The organism is Rhizobium sp. PL01 (assembly GCF_033447125.1).
Classification (GTDB): Bacteria; Pseudomonadota; Alphaproteobacteria; order Rhizobiales; family Rhizobiaceae; genus Pararhizobium.
Window position 1 is genome coordinate 339,558 of sequence record NZ_JAWQUM010000002.1, and the last position, 18,419, is coordinate 357,976.

Below are 18,419 nucleotides of genomic sequence, written 5' to 3' on the forward strand. Positions count from 1 at the left end.
CCGGGCCGCAGTGAGCCTATGTCCCGCCTGAGCTTCGCTATTGATGTTTGAGGAAAAACCACCACATACTAGAGCGAAAGGAACCTAACATGATGAAACAAAGAGACGCAAAATTTCAGATTGGACAGGTTGTTCGCCATCGCGTGTTTCCATTCCGCGGCGTCATATTCGACGTCGACCCGGAATATGCCAACACCGAGGAATGGTGGAATTCAATTCCCGCTGAAGTCCGCCCGACCAGGGACCAGCCGTTTTACCATCTGCTCGCCGAGAATGAGGAGACGGAATACGTCGCCTATGTCTCCGAACAGAACCTCATTTCGGATGAAAGCGGAACGCCGGTGCGCCACTCGCAGGTGAACGCATTCTTCGATCCGGAGACTGTCGGACAGTACAAGCCGAAAGCGGTCGTCCAGCACTGAGAACAATCCATCAGGCTCGACCTTAAACACAAAAAGCCGCCGCGAGATTATCGCGGCGGCTTTTGTTAGATGAAGCAGGCAATTAGTTTGCCGTTGCAGCCTTCTGGGCGTCTTCAAGCTTCTTGCGGGCGTCTTCAGCCTTCTTCTGCATTTCTTCCTGCAGCAGGCGCTGGCGCTCTTCGAGCTTGGACTGTTCGATCGGCTCACCGTCGAAAACGCCGGTGAATCCACCGAGCGAAATCTTGATCGGGTTCGGCGCGCGCTGGAAATTGACCGACGTGAACACGACTTCGCCGCCCTTCTTCAGGGTGGCAAGAACAGCATCGCTGAGCGGCACTTCGGCAACGCACTTGTCAGGCATGCAGATGGCGTAATCGAGTTTGGCACCCTTGCCGCCATCGATCTGCATCTGGATACCCGGCGGAATGAGACGCGCCGAGGGAACCGAAACCTGCAGAACTTTGCGGTTAACCTTGCCCTGGACACTGATCAAGCCAACGGCGGTGATCAGCTGGCCGTTGCTGGCCGTCAACAAGTTCTGCACGATGCACACATCGTTGTCTTCCTGCTTGGTGCAGACCTTGAACCAGCCCTGGGGCGGACGGCCGGCACCGGCAGCCTGCTGTGCGAAAGATGCAGCGGGCGTCGCGGCAACAGCAAGTGCGCCGGCGAATGCCGACAAAGCAGCCTTTTTGGTGAAGTTCGACTTGAAGATCATAATGATATCCGTCTCCTGAATTCCGGTGTCTGAGCAGTCTAAAGACGCTCGTGATCAATGGTCAGCTGCCCGCTCTCCTGTTGGGCAAATGAGGCAATTGCATGACCCTCGTCTCCGGGAACACCTGTTACAGCGAGCGGCGACGGATATCCAGCCTCTCTGCCATTTTTTTACGTTCCGTTCTTGGGCAGGCATCGGCTTTTAAAGTATCGGTTGGTTGGAAATGCTGGTCAACGTGTTAATTTGCCGTGATTCACGAGCCGACGATAGCAGGAGGCGGGCTTTGCGCGCATTATTTTTGGGTTTGATTTCGGTGCTGGCGACGCTCTGTACCGGTGTGACAGCACAGGCGGAACCGGTTCACGGGATCGCCATGCATGGCCAACCCGCCCTACCCGCCGATTTCAAGAACTTCCCTTACGTCAAGCCAGACGTCAAGAAGGGCGGCCGCGTCTCCTATGGTGTCGTCGGCACGTTTGACAGTCTCAACCCGTTCATCCTGAAAAGCATGCGCACCACGGCGCGCGGCATGCTCGATCCGGAATACGGCAATCTCGTCTATGATTCGCTGATGCAGCGCTCGCGCGACGAAGCCTTTTCGCTCTATGGCCTACTGGCCGAGACGGTGGAGTGGGATGACGACCGCAGCTTCATCCAGTTCAACCTCAATCCGAAGGCGAAGTGGGCCGATGGCCAGCCAGTGACGCCGGAGGATGTGATCTTCACGTTCGAACTGTTTCGCGACAAGGGCCGCGCCCCATTCAGCACGCGGCTTTCAAAGGTCGACAAGATCGAGAAGGTTGGCGATCGCAGTGTTCGCTTCACCTTCAACGATCAGGCCGACCGCGAATTTCCGCTTTTGATCGCCTCAACGCCGATCCTGCCGAAACACGCGACCGATGTGGCGACGTTCGACCAGACCTCGCTTAAATTCCCGATCGGCTCCGGCCCCTATCGTGTCGCCGAGGTCAAGCCCGGAGAGCGGATCGTCTACAAGCGCAACCCCGACTATTGGGCAAAGGATCTGCCGACAAAGGTCGGCTTGGACAATTACGACGAGATTTCTGTCGAATATTTCCTGCAGGAGAATTCCTTGTTCGAGGCCTTCAAAAAGGGCGAGATCGATATTTACCCGGAAGGCAGCCCGACGAAATGGTCGCGAAACTATAACTTTCCGGCCGTTCAGTCCGGCAAGGTGATCAAGGAGACGTTTACGCCGAAGACACCGTCCGGCATGCTCGGTTTCGTCTTCAACACGCGCCGGCCGATGTTCGAAAACCCGAAACTGCGCCAGGGACTGGCCCTGGTGTTCGATTTCGAATGGGTCAACAAGAACCTCTACGACAATGCCTATACCCGCACGCAGAGCTTTTGGCAGAACTCAGCTCTTTCCTATCTCGGTGCGGCGGCCGATGACCGCGAACTCGGGATACTCGGCGACATCCGGAACCGCATCAATCCATCGGTTCTCGATGGAAGCTACCGTCTGCCCGTGACCGATGCCTCGGGGCGCGACCGCAACGTGCTGCGCGAAGCCGTGACGCTGCTGCGTGAAGCTGGATATGGCATCAAGGATGGCAAGATGCTCAGCGCCAACGGTACGCCGCTCGCCTTCGAGATTATGACCCAGAACGAAGGGCAGGAGAAAATGGCGCTCGCCTACCAGCGCTCTCTCGCAGCACTTGGCATCAAGGCGTCGGTTAGAACCGTCGATGACTCGCAGTATCAGCAGCGCACCCAATCTTTTGACTATGATATCATCGTGAAGTCCTTCCCGTCCTCCCTGTCGCCGGGCATCGAACAGGTTGGCCGCTGGTCTTCCGAATCACGCGACCGCCAAGGCAGTGATAATTTTGCAGGAGTCGCCGACAAGGATGTCGATACGTTAATCAACGCCATCTTGCGCGCCGTGAGCCTCGAAGACTTCACGGCTGCTGTGAGGGCGCATGACCGCCTACTGGTCTCCAATTTCTATCTGGTGCCGCTCTACCATGTCGATTCGCAGTGGGTCGCCCGGGAGAAGCACATTGGCCGCCCCAGTGTCGTGCCGCTCTACGGCTACCAGCTGCCGGCATGGTTTGACGAAACTGTGCAGTGATGCGGAAATGATGGCGGTATACTTTTGGTAACGCATTGAAAGCGCAAACCGGGACGCCTATGTCGCTGATCAACGATTTTCAGCGCGAGGAGCAAGCGCCATGAACCATGTCAATATCGATGTCGTCTCCGACGTTGTCTGCCCCTGGTGTTATCTCGGCAAGGCGAGGCTCGATCAGGCGATCGCGAATGTCGCCAATGATATCCTCGTCACCGTCAACTGGCGGCCGTATCAGCTCAATCCCGACCTGCCGCTGGAGGGCGTCGATCATAAAGCCCATCTCGCTGCCAAGCTCGGCGGCCAGGCGGCGGTCGATCGCGCGCATGAAATGCTGGCAGGGCTTGGCGAACAGGACGGCATTGCGTTTGATTTCGATGCCGTAAAGATCAGCCCCAACACGCTCGATGCGCACCGGTTGATCAGGTGGGCGCTGACGGAAGGCGGAGACACTCAGAACGAAGTCGCCGCCTTGCTGTTCAAGGCTAATTTTGAACAGGGCCGCAATATCGGCGATCACGCGGTGCTGCTGGACATTGCGGCCGAGGCTGGTCTCGATCGTACCGTCATTGCCGCATTGCTAGCTTCAGATGCGGACAAGGACGCGGTTTCCGAGGAAATCGAGATGGCGCGCGGTATGGGCGTCACCGGCGTTCCCTGCTTCATCGTCGATAGCAAATATGCCGTCATGGGCGCACAGTCGGTCGAGGTTCTGGAAGACGCCCTGCGTGATATTGCCAAGATGAAAGATACGTCGCAGATCAATTGAGCCTGCGTCATCCGGTAAATTTAGAAAGCCGCGCGAAAACACTTCGCGCGGCTTTCTTTGTTTGTTGTCAGCTCTTTGCCAGTCCGGCCAGCTGCGTCATGACGACGGCAGCGCCCGCCAGCCGCTTCTCCGGCGTCGGGAAATCGCGCTGGAAGAAAATGCTGTGATCCGGACGGATCTTCGCCATGATGCCTTGCTTGGCGATATAGCCGACCAGCGCACCCGGATTGGGGAATTCGCGGTTGCGGAACTGCACCACGACACCCTTTGGACCTGCATCGAGTTTCTCGACATTGGCGGTGCGGCAGAGCGACTTGATATAGACGATCTTCAACAGATGCTGGACTTCCAGCGGCAGCGGACCGAAACGGTCGATCAGCTCGGCGCCGAAGGCATCGATATCGCCCAGCTCGGTGATCTCGCCCAAACGGCGGTAGAGGCCGAGGCGCAGGTGCAGGTCCGGAACATAATCGTCCGGGATCATCACTGGCGTTCCGACGGAAATCTGCGGCGACCAGCCACTATCGGCAATCTCCTCGTCGCCCTTGAGTTCGGCAACAGCCTCTTCCAACATCTGCTGGTAAAGTTCAAAGCCAACTTCCTTGATATGGCCCGATTGCTCGTCACCGAGCAGGTTGCCGGCGCCACGGATATCAAGGTCGTGGCTTGCCAGCTGGAAGCCCGCACCGAGAGTATCGAGCGACTGCAGCACCTTGAGGCGGCGCTCCGCCATGCCCGTCAGCGTCCGGTTGACCGGCAGCGTGAACAGCGCGAAGGCGCGGACTTTGGAGCGGCCGACACGGCCTCTGAGCTGATAGAGCTGCGCCAGACCAAACATGTCGGCGCGGTGGACGATCAGGGTGTTGGCCGTGGGCACATCGAGACCGGATTCGACGATCGTCGTTGAGAGCAGAACATCGTAGCGGCCCTCATAGAAGGCGTTCATGATGTCTTCGAGTTCGGTGGCCGGCATCTGTCCGTGGGCGACGGCAACCTTCAATTCCGGCACGTCGGATTTGAGGAAGTCGTGGATTTCCGAGAGATCAGCCAGACGCGGGCAGACGTAAAAGCTCTGGCCGCCGCGATAGTGTTCGCGCATCAAGGTCTCGCGGATCACCAGGGCATCGAATGGCGAAATGAACGTGCGCACCGCCATGCGATCGACCGGCGCCGTGGTGATCAGCGACAGTTCGCGAACGCCCGTCAGCGCCAGTTGCAGCGTGCGCGGGATCGGCGTTGCCGACAGTGTCAGCACGTGCACGTCGGATTTCAGCTCCTTCAGCCGCTCCTTGTGCTTGACGCCAAAGTGTTGTTCCTCGTCGATGATCAACAGGCCGAGATTGGCAAAATTGATCGAAGTGCCGAGCAGCGCATGTGTACCGACGACAATATCGGTCTTGCCTTCCGCCACTTCCTTCTTGGTCAGCGCCAGTTCCTTGGAGCCGACGAGACGCGACGCCTGTGCGATGCGCACCGGAAGCCCGCGAAAACGCTCGGTGAAGGACTTGAAGTGCTGGCGGGCGAGCAGCGTCGTCGGCACGACCACGGCCACCTGCACGCCATTCATGGCAGCGATGAAAGCAGCGCGCAGAGCCACCTCGGTCTTGCCGAAGCCGACGTCGCCGCAGACAAGCCGGTCCATTGGACGGCCAGCGCCAAGATCGTCGCGAACGGCCTCGATCGAGGTCATCTGATCTTCGGTCTCGTCATAAGGGAAGCGCGCCGCAAATTCGTCGTAGAGGCCTTCCGGCGTGGTCAGCACCGGCGCATGCCGGGTCAGCCGTTCGGCAGCGATCCGGATCAGGCCACCGGCCATATCCAGCAGGCGCTTCTTCAGTTTGGCCTTGCGGGCCTGCCAGGCGACGCCGCCCAGCTTGTCGAGCACGGCGTCGCTGCCCTCGGAGCCGTAGCGCGACAGAAGTTCGATGTTTTCAACCGGCAGGAACAGCTTCGCCTCATCGGCGTAGACCAGCTCCAGACAGGCATGCGGCGCTCCGGCTGCCTCGATGGTGCGCAGGCCGATAAACCGGCCGATACCATGCTCCGCATGCACGACGATGCTGCCCTCATCGAGGCCAGCGACCTCGGCGATGAAATCGGCACCGCGCTTACGGCGTTTTGAGCGGCGCACCATGCGGTCGCCGAGAATGTCCTGTTCGCCGATGACGACGAGATTGCCGGTTTCAAAGCCGCTTTCGAGGCTAAGGACAGCCGACGCCGCCTCCCCGGATTTCAGGCTGTTGAGTTCGGACAGCGCCTTGATCGGCTTGATGTTGGCAAGGCCGTGTTCAACTAGCACCTGCAGAAGGCGGTCCAACGACCCCTCCGACCATGCGGAGATCAGCACCTTGGCACCCTTGGCACGACGGTCGGCGATGTATTTGACGGCCAAGTCGAAGACGTTGACGCGCTCGGCGTCGCTGGTCGCTTCCGTCGCATTCTTCGCCCAGCGCACGCCGAGCCGCGCATCGACGGTAATCACCTGGCGTGCTTCACCCTCATGCTCGCTGAATGGCGAGAGGCGGACGGCATTACGCGACACCAGAGCAGCATTAAACGCTTCGACGCTCAGATACAGCATCTCCGGCGGCACCGGCTTATAGGGCGTGCCTTGCGAAATCTGTGACTTGCTAGGCGACGCCGACAACTGGCGGGCCTCGTAATAATCCTGAACCAGCTTGGCGCGCTCGGCTGCGGCTTCGCGAACCACATGATCGGTGACGATATGGAAACCGGCGAGATAATCGAACACCGTATCGAGGGTGTCGTAGAACAGCGGCAGCCAGTGTTCCATGCCGGCATAACGACGGCCTTCAGAGACCGCCAGATAGAGCGCGTCATCGCGGGTGGCCGCGCCAAACATCGACAGATATTGTGTGCGAAAATGGCTGATCGTCTCCGGCGTAAGCGATACCTCGCTCATCGGGTTCAGATCGAGCGAGCGGGCCTGGCCGGTGGTGCGCTGGCTGGCCGGATCGAAGGACCGGATGCTTTCGAGCGTATCGCCGAAGAAGTCCAGACGGACGGGTTCGTCGCTGCCGGGAACAAAGACATCGAGAATGCCGCCCCGCACCGCATATTCGCCGACTTCGCGAACGGTGGCGACGCGCTCGAAGCCGTTACGCCCAAGGCGGGCTGCTATATCATCCATCCGGATGCTGGCACCCGGGCGGGCCGAAAAGGCAAGGCTCTCGATGATATCCTGTGGCGCCATCTTCTGCAGGGCGGCGTTGACAGTAACGAGCACGATGGCCGGATGTGGCTTTTTCGCATGCGCAATCAGGCCGCTCAGCGTTGCCAGCCGCCGCGCCGACGTATCGGCGCTGGGGGAAACACGGTCATAAGGCAGGCAATCCCAACCCGGCAGTGTCAGCACCGGAATATCCGGCGCTGCGAACCCCAGCATCTGTTCGACATCGGCAATGCGCTGGCCATCGGAAAGGATATAGGCGACGGGGCCGTTGGCGCGGGCGAGCTCGGCGAGGATCAGCGGCTCGACACCGGCTGGGACCGGACCGATGGTCAGCTCGCGGCTGGCACGCGCGACTTTCTTGGGATCAAAACCGGCAATCATCAGGCGTTTTTGTCCTTGTGATCAAACAGCACGTCAAAATCAGGCCGATACGCGTTGATGCGCTCGAACAATGGTGTCCGAAACCGCTCAGGCACCGGCTGCGACCCGATAATCCACTTGACCAAATCATTGTCCTCTTCGGCCATGATGGTCTCAAGCTCGTCGAGATCACTATCGGCCAGGCCGGCCAGCTCGTTATCGGCAAATTGCCCGAAAACCAGATCCATCTCGCGAACACCACGGTGCCAGGCGCGGAAAAGAATCCGTTTGCGGCGCGGATCGAGATCGGCGCTGGTGCGGGTGATGCCGGTCATGAAAAGTCCTTCCTGTCGCCGCGTCGCTGAGGGCGGCGTATCGCTATGGCTCTATAAACGCTGAAAAGAGTATTGTCAGCCTTGCCAAAGACCTAATCCTCGTTTCAGTCTGCCCCGCATGCGCCCTGCCCTTCTCGACCCACTTTTTGCCCCCCTCAACTCGCTTCCCGGCATTGGCCCGAAAGCGGGAGAACTTTATGCGCGGCTGCTTGGCCTCGAAAGCATTGATGACTGCCGGGTGATCGACCTCGTCTTCCACGCACCGCATTCGCTGATCGACCGGCGCCACCAACCGGGCATTGCGCGTGCGCCGCAGGGCGTCATTGTCACCATCACCGGCCGGGTCGACCGGCACCAACCACCGCCGCCGCGCACCAGCCAGCCCTACCGCGTCTTCCTGCACGATGACACTGGCGAGCTTGCCCTGACATTCTTCCGGGTCAAGGGAAACTGGCTGGAAAAAGCGTTGCCGGTCGATGAGACCGTAACGGTCAGCGGCAAGGTCGACTGGTTCAACGGCCGCCCATCGATGGTGCATCCCGATTATATGGTGCGGGCGAGCGAGGCTGAAAACCTGCCGCTGGTCGAGCCGGTCTATCCGCTGACGGCAGGCTTATCAGCCCGCATCCTGCGCAAGGCAGTCGAAGCGGCTCTGCCTCGAATCCCCGACTTCCCGGAATGGATCGAAGAAGCCTTGATGCTAAAACAGGGCTTTCACTCCGTGCGCGACTGTTTCGTTGCCCTGCATGATCCGCGCGACGGAACCGATCTCGACCCACAGGCGCCGGCACGGCGGCGCCTTGCCTATGACGAGTTTCTGGCCGGACAACTCTCCCTGTCTCTCGTGCGGCAGCGATTGCGCAAGGTCGCCGGAATACCGGTGCATGCAACGGGAAAGCTGAGCAGGCCGGTCCTTACCGCACTGCCGTTTTCGCTGACGGGTAGCCAGACAGTGGCGATCGACGAAGTCTTGAAGGACATGGCAGGCACCGAGCGGATGCTCCGTCTGCTGCAGGGCGATGTCGGTTCGGGAAAAACGGCAGTGGCGCTGATGTCGATGCTGGCTGCGGTGGAGGCCGGTGGTCAGGCGGTGTTGATGGCACCAACGGAAATTCTCGCTCGTCAGCACTTCGCCACGCTGTCGAAGATGGCAGCCCCCGCTGGTGTCACCATAGATGTGCTGACCGGCCGCACCAAGGGCCGCGAGCGGGACGCCATACTGGAACGTATCGCATCCGGCGAGACGCAGATCGTTATCGGTACGCATGCGCTGTTCCAGGATACCGTCGTCTACAACAATCTTCTTTTGGCCGTCGTCGATGAACAGCACCGTTTCGGTGTGCACCAGCGCTTGCGGCTGACGGCCAAGGGGATTTCCCCGCATATGCTGGTCATGACCGCAACCCCCATCCCGCGCACGCTGGTTCTGGCAGCATTCGGCGATATGGACGTCTCGAAACTCACCGAGAAACCGGCGGGGCGAAAGCCGATCCAGACGGTGACGGTGTCGACCGAGCGCACCGGCGAAATCGTCGAGCGGCTGCGAACGGCACTGGCAGAGGGCAAAAAAGCCTATTGGATTTGCCCGCTGGTCGAAGAATCGGAAGCGTCCGACCTGATGTCCGCCGACGAACGTTTTCAAAGCCTCGACAAGCAGTTCGGTCCGAATGTCGGTCTGGTGCACGGGCGGATGAACGGCGCGGAAAAAGACGCAGTGATGCTTGCGTTTAAGAATAGTGACATCCGTCTTTTGGTCGCAACCACTGTCGTTGAAGTCGGGGTCGATGTGCCGGATGCGACAATCATGGTGATCGAGCACGCGGAGCGCTTTGGGCTGGCTCAGCTGCATCAGTTGCGCGGCCGCGTCGGCCGTGGTGACGAAGCCTCGACCTGTATCCTGCTTTACAAGGGGCCGCTCAGCGAAAACGGCCGGGCGCGCCTGTCGATCCTGCGTGACACAGAGGACGGCTTCCTGATCGCCGAAGAGGATCTAAAACTGCGCGGCGAAGGCGAATTGCTCGGCACCCGCCAGTCCGGCACGCCCGGCTTCCGTATTGCCAGCTTGGAGGCTCATGGCGACCTGTTGGAAATCGCCCGCAAGGATGCGGCCTATATCATCGAGCGCGATCCAGACCTCACGACTGCGCGCGGCGAGGCATTGCGGACGCTGCTTTATCTGCATCGACGGGACGAAGCGATCCGCTTTCTCAGGGCCGGCTAAGCGTCTTGCCACGTTTGACGGGGGATGTTGTGTCCTGCGTGACCGCCAGAGCTTTCGGCAGATAGTCGGGAGCAACAAGGCCGCCGGACAGCAACAGCTTTGCGGCATCTTCCGGGCTCATGTCCAGCGGCACGATCTTTTCGCGCTGTACGAAAATCAGGAAACCGGCGGTCGGTACCGGCGTGGGTGGCAGGAACACGGCAACCATGTCCAGGCCGCGTTCGGTAAATTTGACCGCGATCTCGCCCTTAGCATCCGTGGCAATAAACACCAGCGCCCAGAGGCCCGGGCTTGGATATTCGATCAGGCCAGCCTTCTTGAACGAATTCGACTGATCCTGCAGCACTGTCTGAAATATCTGCTTCAGGCCCTTGTAGATAGGTCGAACCAAGGGCGTGCGAACAAGCAGCGATTCGCCGAAGCCGACGACACTGCGGCCGATCAGGTTCGCCGTGAAGAAGCCGACCAGCGTGATCAGCATCAATGCCGTCAGCAAGCCGAATCCGGGCACCGGATAGGGCAGGAAATTATCCGGGTTGTAATCAAACGGCAGATAGGGCTTCACCCAGCTGTCGGCCCAGAGAATGAACGACCAGGTAATCCAGGCTGTGATGGCGAGTGGCGCACAGATGATCAGGCCGGTCAGGAAATAATTCCTCAACCGCGTGGCGAAAAACCCACGTGCCGGTTTGTCAGTCATGCCGCTCCGTCTATTCGTCTACGTCAGCGTAAAACGCCGCGTGATATGTCACAATGCCGGACGCCCCCTGCGAGAACAAGGGCTGCGCCAAAAAATACTGCGGCGCACAATCGCGGAGAATAAGCTGGGGATCGTTTCGGAACCCAAACTTCCGATAAAGATCCGGATCGCCCATCACCACACAACCGCCCACTGATTGCTCTCGCAGCATAGCCAGCCCGCGGCGGATTAAGGCAACACCGATGCCCTGCCCCTGACATGCCGGCAAAACCGATAGCGGGCCGAGCCCGAACCAGTCCTTCGAACCGTCTGACAGTTCGACAGGCGAAAATGCGATATGCCCAACGATCCCGTCATCCACCACGGCAACCAGCGACATGCTCAAAACACCCGCTTGCCGCAAGCGATCGATGATCCGATGTTCCGTTTGATCGCTGTACGGATGATCCTCGAAGGCGGCGGCGGTGACGCCCCGAATCGCCGCGACATCCGCCGGCCCTTCGGGACAAATTATCATTCAACCGTGACCGATTTTGCCAGATTGCGCGGTTGATCGACGTCGGTGCCCATAATGACGGCGGTATGATAGGCCAAGAGCTGGATCGGCAACGAGAAGATCATCGGCGCGATGATTTCGTCGACATTCGGCAACACGATCGTGCTCATCGTCTCGAGCTTGGAGGCGCTCGCGCCCTTCTCGTCAGTGATGAAGATGATACGACCGCCGCGTGCCGCCACTTCCTGCATGTTCGATACGGTTTTTTCGAAGAAACGGTCATGAGGCGCGATGACGATGACCGGCATATTTTCGTCGATTAGGGCGATCGGGCCATGCTTCAACTCGCCGGCAGCATAGCCCTCAGCGTGGATGTAGGAAATTTCCTTGAGTTTTAGCGCGCCTTCCATCGCCAGCGGATAGCTGGTGCCACGGCCAAGATAGAGTACGTCCTTGCATTTCGACAGTTCCCGCGCCAGGCTTTCGATCGTCGGCTGGATCGAGTTCAGTACCTTACCCATGATGCGTGGCATTTCGGCGAGGCTACGGACCAGAACCTTTTCTTCGGCCTCGGAAACGGTACCGCGTGCCCGGCCGGCGCCGATCGCAAGAGCTGCCAGCACGGACAATTGGCAGGTGAAAGCCTTTGTCGAGGCGACGCCGATTTCCGGGCCTGCCAGGATCGGGAAGATCGCATCGGATTCACGCGCGATGGTCGATTCCTTGACGTTGACGACGGCGCCGATCTTCAGACCGTTTTCCTTGCAATAACGCAGCGAGGCCAGCGTGTCGGCGGTTTCGCCGGACTGCGAGATAAACAGCGCCGCCGATTGCGGCGAGAGCGGGATGTCGCGGTAGCGGAATTCCGAGGCGACATCGATTTCGACCGGCAGGCGGGCGTAACGTTCGAACCAGTATTTACCGACGAGGCCAGCAAGATAGGCGGTACCGCAAGCAGAAATGGCAAGGCTCGGCACCTTGGCGAAATCGATTGCCGCTGCGATCGGATTGACCTTGTTTTCGATGAAATCGACGTAATGACTAAGCGCGTGCGAAATCACTTCCGGCTGTTCGTAGATTTCCTTTTCCATGAAATGACGATGATTGCCCTTATCGACCATATAGGCGGCAGCCACAGATACCTGGCGCGGGCGGGAGACTGGCTTTCCGTCATGATCGAGGATCTCGATACTGTCGGCTGTCAACACGGCCCAATCGCCATCGATCAGATAGGTAATTTCATTGGTGAAGGGCGACAATGCGATCGCATCGGAACCGAGGAACATCTCGCCCTTGCCGAAACCGACGGCGAGCGGCGGGCCGCTGCGGGCAGCCATGATCATATCAGGCGCATCCTGAAAAATGACAGCCAGTGCATAGGCACCAGTAACACGGCGCAGCATCGCCTGCATGGCGTCCCGGTGGCCCATGCCGTCGCGGATCAGCTGTGCGAGCAACTGTGCAACGACCTCGGTGTCGGTCTGTGTCTTGAAGGTCGCTCCAGCTGCAGAAAGCTCGTCCTTCAATTCGGAAAAATTCTCGATGATGCCGTTATGGACAACAGCAACGCCGTCGGTGAAATGCGGATGGGCGTTGTTTTCGGTCGGCGCGCCATGGGTCGCCCAGCGCGTGTGAGCAATGCCTGTCTGGCCAGCCAGCGGTTCGCCACGCAGCTTGGTTTCGAGGTTGACAAGTTTGCCTTCGGCGCGGCGGCGTTCGAGCACACCGTCATGGATCGTCGCGACACCGGCGGAATCATAACCGCGATATTCGAGGCGCTTCAGCGCATCGACAAGACGCTCGGAGACAGGCTGGTTTCCAACGATACCGACGATGCCGCACATATGGTTCTTCTCCGCAATTTCTTCGCAAGACCGGCGCTAATGAAGGGCCGCCCGCCAACATACTTTTTTAAGATGCCGCTTTGGTACCGGATTTCGAAAAATGCGCAATCAGCCCGAAACTCACTTTCGATTTCAGGCTTTAACCGTAGCTTTGGCGGGATGCTATTTCTTTCTGGCAGTCTTTTCTGCCTGATAGCGCTCACGCAGGATTTTCGCCCGGCCGGGCTTGATCTCCTGTCGCGCCCGTCCGAAGGCGACCGCATCGGCTGGTACATCCACCGTCACGACGCTGCCGGATGCCACCAGCGCGCCGTCGCCAATGGAAACCGGCGCGACCAGCGACGAATTGGAGCCGATGAAAGCATCGGCACCGATGCGGGTGATGTGCTTGTTGACGCCGTCGTAATTGCAGGTGATCGTGCCTGCGCCGATATTGGTGTTCTCGCCGACGAACGCATCGCCGATATAGGTCAGGTGGTTGACCTTGGCACCTGCGCCGATCTCGGCCTTCTTCACCTCACAGAAATTGCCAACCTTGGAGTGGGAGCCGAGATTGGCACCCGGCCGCAGGCGCGCATAGGGGCCTACGGTTGCCTCGGCACCAACATACGCACCCTCGATATGCGAGAAAGCGTGGATGATAGCGCCGCTTTCGATGGTAACGCCGGGTCCGAAAACCACATTGGGCTCGATCAGAACGTCCTGCGCAATCTGCGTATCGAAAGCCAGAAAAACGGTTTCAGGTGCAATCATCGACACACCGGAGACCATCATCTCGTGTCGGCGGCGCTTCTGCCAGATGGCCTCGATCATCGCCAGTTCGGCGCGGTTGTTGCAGCCGGTCAGCTCCGTTTCCGGCGCCTCGACGGCGATTGCCTTGCCGCCCTCAGCACGGACGATCTCGACAATGTCCGTCAGGTAGTATTCGCCTTTAACATTGGAATTGCCGATTTTGCCGAGCAATTCCAACGCCTTGGCGCCGTTGATCGCCATCAGGCCACCGTTGCAATAGCTGATCTTCTTTTCGTCCTCGGTTGCGTCCTTCTGTTCGCGAATAGCGACCAAGGCTCCATTCTCGACAAGCAACCTGCCGTAACCGGTGGGGTCGGCGGTCTGAAAGCCGATGACGACGACATCGTTGCCTTCGGCCAGTCCCTGCCGTGCGGCCAGAAGCGGCGCCGCAGTGATCAGCGGCGTATCGCCGAACACGACGAGAACATCGTCATAGCCTTTGGCGATGGCGTCCTTTGCCGCGAGAACGGCATGGCCGGTCCCGAGGCGTTCGGTCTGGAGAAATGCCGACATATCGATATCGTTGCGGGCGGCGGCGGATTGAACCGCTTCGGCATCACGGCCAAGAACCAGCGCCACCGAGGAAATCGAAGCGTTTACCAGCGATTCCACCACATGCGCGATCATCGGCCGGCCGGCGACTGGGTGCAGCACCTTCGACATCGACGATTTCATCCGGGTGCTTTCCCCCGCAGCCAAAACAATCGCCAAGCATGTGCGCTTCATTCACGTTCTCCCGCATTGATGGCAACCGGTTCCGAAACCGGCGCGATTCTGCCCGCTACATATCAGGAAGATATTGCACGGAACATAATCTCCGCGCGAGCCGCCATATTAACCCGGATAAAACCCGATCCTGTCATAAACAAGGGAAGGCTACGGTGATGGCCGCGATGGCCGGGGAGTGATATCGACGATGCATGGTTCGACCGAGACAGTGCTTTCCGGCGGGCGCAACCGCCTTGGAGTGACACTCGCACGCCAGCCGCTGATCATCCTGGCGCTGGCTGTTGCATGTCTGCCGCTGGCACTGTTTGCGACCGTGACCATGCCGATCGGTCCGATGTATTGGGACCAATACATCTACCTCGACGCAGCAAATCGCATTTTCGACGGACAGGTCCCCTCGATCGATTTTTTCGCACCGGTGGGCGGCCTCGGCTATTATCTCTTTGCCGGATGGCTTTATCTTTTACCCAATGGCCACCCTCTGCTTCTTTCCAGCTGGTCGTTGATAACACTGACGGCGCCCATAATGGCACTGATCATCCTCGACGTTCAGAAACGTTCGGCAGTCCACGCATATGGTCTGCTGCTGCCATTCCTGTTGTTTTCGCTCCTGCCGTTCAACACAGGCGATTTCTATCCCTATCCGGGCTCCGATGGTTTCGGCATTTACAACCGCCAGGTCTGCCAATTGCTTTACGTGTTGGCTGCCGGGCTGATCTTCGTGCGCGGGTGGAAAACACTCGCCACGGTCACGGCGCTCCTCATGCTCGGCCTTCTGTTCATCAAGGTCACCGGTGTGGTCGCGGGGCTTGTCCTGTGCCTGATGGCTTTCCTGACTGGACGCCTGCCGTTTCGCGCGGCTCTTGTTGGCGGCGGCGTCTTCTTTGCTGGTATCGCGCTTCTGGAGGTCACGTCCGGCACGGTTTCTGCCTATGCTACCGACATCCTGTCGCTGGTCTCGATGAACGACACCAGCCTGTTGCCTCGGCTGCTGCAGGCCGCTTCACTCAATTTTGGTGTGGTTTTGGCCTGCTGCCTGCTCGGCCTCGTCCTGCTCATCAATGACTTTCCCGCATTTTCAGCGACGATCCGCGCCTTCATCACCAAGCCTGGTTTTCCGGCGCTCGGCAGGATTGCAGATCATTCCTTCCTCTGGTTGGCGAGTTTTGTCGCGGCCGGTCTGCTGTTCGAAAGCCAGAATACCGGTAGCCAGGCGTTCATCTTTCTCTGGCCGCTGCTGCTTGCCATCCTTATCGAGAACTATCGCCACAGGGGGCCGTCAGCGAGTTTTGCCATCGTGGCGATCCTTGCATTTTGCGCTGCCATTCCCCCCGTCGTCACCATCACGCAGAAGGCGGCACGCGCCTGGATCGGAAGCGTCAATAACAGGCCGCTTGAATACGATAACCTGAAAAGCATGGGCGCCGTAGGCATTCGCGACACTCTCAGCCAGAGGGTGCAGCATATGCAAACCAACTACGTGGCCTATCGCCCGGCCTACCAGGCCCTGGCCGAAGCAGGCGAGTTGCCATCCTTCCTGCTTTACAGCGACTTCGAGTTTCAGGCGCTGTGGCTGCAGAATGCAGATGAGGTCATTGCGGCAATCCGGACCTTCGAAACAGAAAACAAGGTACGGTTCGAGACGATCATGACAATCGATTTCACCAATCCCTTCCCCTGGCTGATGGATCGCCATGCGCCGAAATACATCGCCATCGGTGCCGACCCGTACCGGGCTGTGCCGCCGCCGGGTCAACACGTCACCGCGGCCGTGGCTGCCGTCGATCTGGCGCTTTATCCGACCTGCCCGCCGACGGCCGCGCGGCTAAAACTTTTGAACCTCTACCAGCCGGCGTTTGCTCCCGGCCATCACCGCATAACGCTGACGCCCTGTTTCGATGCCTTCGTAAGCAATGGGATTATCGCAGCGCCCTGAGTGTCAGTGCGGCCTGAGTGTCAGTGCGGCATCCGCAGCCGGCTTTCCGTCAAGAGCCCGCTCTCGTCAAGAATTGGATGCGCGACAGAAACGATATGCGCGTTGATCCGCTTGAGATCGCGCAGGATGTCGAGATGCAGGGAGCTTGTCTGCAGGCTATCAGCGCGGCCGTCGCGCAGGCGCTCCAGATGGCGCTCGGACGAGCGCTTCTCCATGTGACGGACATCGACTTTCACCTCCATCAAGTGGCGGGCAAGATCGGCGTCGCGTGTGACGAAAATGGTCTGGGCAATGCGCAGATTGTCGATGGTAAGATTAAACAGTGTTGTCAGTTCCTGATAGCCGTCCTCGGAGAATTTGAGGCCGTTGTCGATCTTCTTCTTGACCTGTTCTGTCAGGCCCTTCTCGATGATATCGCCGATATGTTCGAGGTTGATGGCATAATCGATGATCACGATAGAGCGGCGGCCGTTTTCGTCGCTGAGACCGCTACGCCCAAGCCGTGAAAGGTAGAGTTTGACTTCCTGCTGCAGCAGATCGACCTGCTTTTCCAGTTTTCCGATGTCCTGCAGCTGGAGACGATCGTTGCTGTTGAACGCATTCATCGTCGCAATCAGCATTTTCTCGATCAGATCACCGACGCGCAGCACTTCCCGGGTCGCACCAGAGAGAGCGATGACCGGCGTTGTGAGGGCGCGGTCGTCGAGATAGAGCGGCCCCGTCTCTGTTTTCGGCTCATCCGGAATAAGCCGAAGCATGGCGGATGAGAGCAGCGACGAAAATGGCCACGCGAGAATGGCAAGCGCGACGTTGAAAATCAGGTGGATATCGACCGGCAGTTTTGACGGCGAAAGCGGCAGCGTCTGCAGAAAAGCCGCAGCAGGCGCTGCCACTGACAACGCAAGCAGACAGCCGATGGCGCGGACCACCAGATTGCCCGCCGTTACCCGTTTGGCAGAGGCGGAAGCTGACAATGTCGCCATGACCGGCGGGATCGCCCCACCCAGATTGGCCCCAAGCACAAGCGCGATCGTCAGACCGGACGACAGGATGCCCGCAGCGGAGAGCGACAGGATCAGAACGACCACAGCAAGGCTGGAGGACGAGACGAAGGCGAGCACGGCCGCGAAGATCATGGCGACAGGCCAGGCGCTGTCGAGCATGGTGAGGAAACTTCCGAGCGCCGGCGATTGGCGCATCGGCTCCGTCGCCAACCCAAGCAGATGCAGCGACAACAGCATCAAGCCAATACCGACCAGCGCAGTGCCTGCACCCTGCTTTGCACTTGACCGCCCTGCCCGGTACAACATCACGCCGGCGAGGATAAGCAGTGGCGACAGCCAGTCGATGCCGGTCGCGACGATCCACGCGGTAACGGCTGTTCCGACATTTGCCCCGAGCAGCACAATTTGCGCCATGCGTGCACGAACCAATCCCTTTTCGACGAAGGACGCGATCATCAGCGCAGTGGCGGTCGAGCTTTGAAGGGCGATCGTTGCAACGAACCCGCTCACAAACGAGCGCACCGGCCCGCTGGTGCCCTGCGCCAATCCGGTCCGCAACTTGATCCCGAAAGCACGCGTGGCCCCCTCCTTGACCTGCGACAAGCCGAAAAGCAGCAACGCGACCGCTCCGAACAGATTGACCATGACGATGATGGATTCCATGTCTGCACTCCGGCTTTCCCGCCAAGATTGCTGCGCATCAAGCGAGTCGGCATGTTCTGGCGGGACGATACTAGCATTTTCGGGGGTGATACGACCCACGCTGCAATCGATAGTGACAGATATTTTTAGATATCCGGCTAAC

At 59.2% G+C, this 18,419-nt stretch carries 13 protein-coding genes; 5 read left to right on the forward strand and 8 right to left on the reverse strand.

What is annotated here, in order from left to right:
* The first annotated feature begins 92 nt into the window (after nucleotides 1–92).
* A complete protein-coding gene (gene hspQ, locus R6X40_RS06025; RefSeq protein ID WP_037101318.1) occupies nucleotides 93–422 on the forward strand; it encodes a heat shock protein HspQ in 330 nt (109 codons plus the stop codon).
* An 82-nt stretch (nucleotides 423–504) separates the two neighbouring features.
* Here hspQ and R6X40_RS06030 read toward each other — a convergent pair whose 3' ends face one another.
* Entirely contained in the window at nucleotides 505–1,140 is a 636-nt protein-coding gene (locus R6X40_RS06030; RefSeq protein WP_318411858.1) for an invasion associated locus B family protein, read from the reverse strand.
* A 223-nt stretch (nucleotides 1,141–1,363) separates the two neighbouring features.
* On the opposite strand from R6X40_RS06030, the gene R6X40_RS06035 reads away from it, so the two are divergent.
* Nucleotides 1,364–3,238: an extracellular solute-binding protein gene (locus tag R6X40_RS06035; protein ID WP_412178333.1), complete on the forward strand. Its 1,875-nt coding sequence runs from the start codon at nucleotides 1,364–1,366 to the stop codon at nucleotides 3,236–3,238.
* Nucleotides 3,239–3,338: 100 nt separating this feature from the next.
* Nucleotides 3,339–4,004, forward strand: coding sequence for a DsbA family oxidoreductase (locus R6X40_RS06040; RefSeq protein ID WP_318411861.1), 666 nt, complete (start codon nucleotides 3,339–3,341; stop codon nucleotides 4,002–4,004).
* Nucleotides 4,005–4,071: 67 nt separating this feature from the next.
* Here the strand turns inward: R6X40_RS06040 and mfd are convergent, their stop codons facing one another.
* A complete protein-coding gene (gene mfd, locus R6X40_RS06045) occupies nucleotides 4,072–7,578 on the reverse strand; it encodes a transcription-repair coupling factor (protein WP_318411863.1) in 3,507 nt (1,168 codons plus the stop codon).
* Nucleotides 7,578–7,892 (reverse strand): succinate dehydrogenase assembly factor 2, encoded by a 315-nt coding sequence (locus R6X40_RS06050; RefSeq protein ID WP_318411864.1) that lies wholly within the window; start codon nucleotides 7,890–7,892, stop codon nucleotides 7,578–7,580. The genes mfd and R6X40_RS06050 overlap by 1 nt, the downstream gene beginning before the upstream one ends.
* Before the next feature lie 118 nt (nucleotides 7,893–8,010).
* Between R6X40_RS06050 and recG the strand changes: the two genes are divergently transcribed.
* Complete coding sequence (recG, locus tag R6X40_RS06055; RefSeq protein ID WP_318411865.1) at nucleotides 8,011–10,113, forward strand: ATP-dependent DNA helicase RecG; 2,103 nt, start codon at nucleotides 8,011–8,013, stop codon at nucleotides 10,111–10,113.
* Here the strand turns inward: recG and R6X40_RS06060 are convergent.
* The 4 genes from R6X40_RS06060 to glmU form a co-directional block, all read right to left on the reverse strand.
* On the reverse strand, nucleotides 10,100–10,813 hold the full coding sequence (locus R6X40_RS06060) for a DUF502 domain-containing protein (RefSeq protein ID WP_318411867.1): 714 nt from the start codon (nucleotides 10,811–10,813) through the stop codon (nucleotides 10,100–10,102). The genes recG and R6X40_RS06060 overlap by 14 nt on opposite strands.
* Nucleotides 10,814–10,823: 10 nt before the next feature.
* Nucleotides 10,824–11,330 (reverse strand): N-acetyltransferase, encoded by a 507-nt coding sequence (locus R6X40_RS06065; RefSeq protein ID WP_318411869.1) that lies wholly within the window; start codon nucleotides 11,328–11,330, stop codon nucleotides 10,824–10,826.
* Entirely contained in the window at nucleotides 11,327–13,153 is a 1,827-nt protein-coding gene (gene glmS, locus R6X40_RS06070) for a glutamine--fructose-6-phosphate transaminase (isomerizing) (RefSeq protein WP_318411870.1), read from the reverse strand. Before glmS ends, R6X40_RS06065 begins: the two co-directional genes overlap by 4 nt.
* Before the next feature lie 162 nt (nucleotides 13,154–13,315).
* Complete coding sequence (gene glmU, locus R6X40_RS06075; RefSeq protein WP_318411872.1) at nucleotides 13,316–14,671, reverse strand: bifunctional UDP-N-acetylglucosamine diphosphorylase/glucosamine-1-phosphate N-acetyltransferase GlmU; 1,356 nt, start codon at nucleotides 14,669–14,671, stop codon at nucleotides 13,316–13,318.
* Nucleotides 14,672–14,861: 190 nt separating this feature from the next.
* On the opposite strand from glmU, the gene R6X40_RS06080 reads away from it, so the two are divergent.
* Nucleotides 14,862–16,610, forward strand: coding sequence for a hypothetical protein (locus R6X40_RS06080; protein ID WP_318411873.1), 1,749 nt, complete (start codon nucleotides 14,862–14,864; stop codon nucleotides 16,608–16,610).
* A 20-nt stretch (nucleotides 16,611–16,630) separates the two neighbouring features.
* Here the strand turns inward: R6X40_RS06080 and R6X40_RS06085 are convergent, their stop codons facing one another.
* Nucleotides 16,631–18,277: a Na/Pi cotransporter family protein gene (locus R6X40_RS06085; protein ID WP_318411874.1), complete on the reverse strand. Its 1,647-nt coding sequence runs from the start codon at nucleotides 18,275–18,277 to the stop codon at nucleotides 16,631–16,633.
* Nucleotides 18,278–18,419 lie beyond the last annotated feature (142 nt).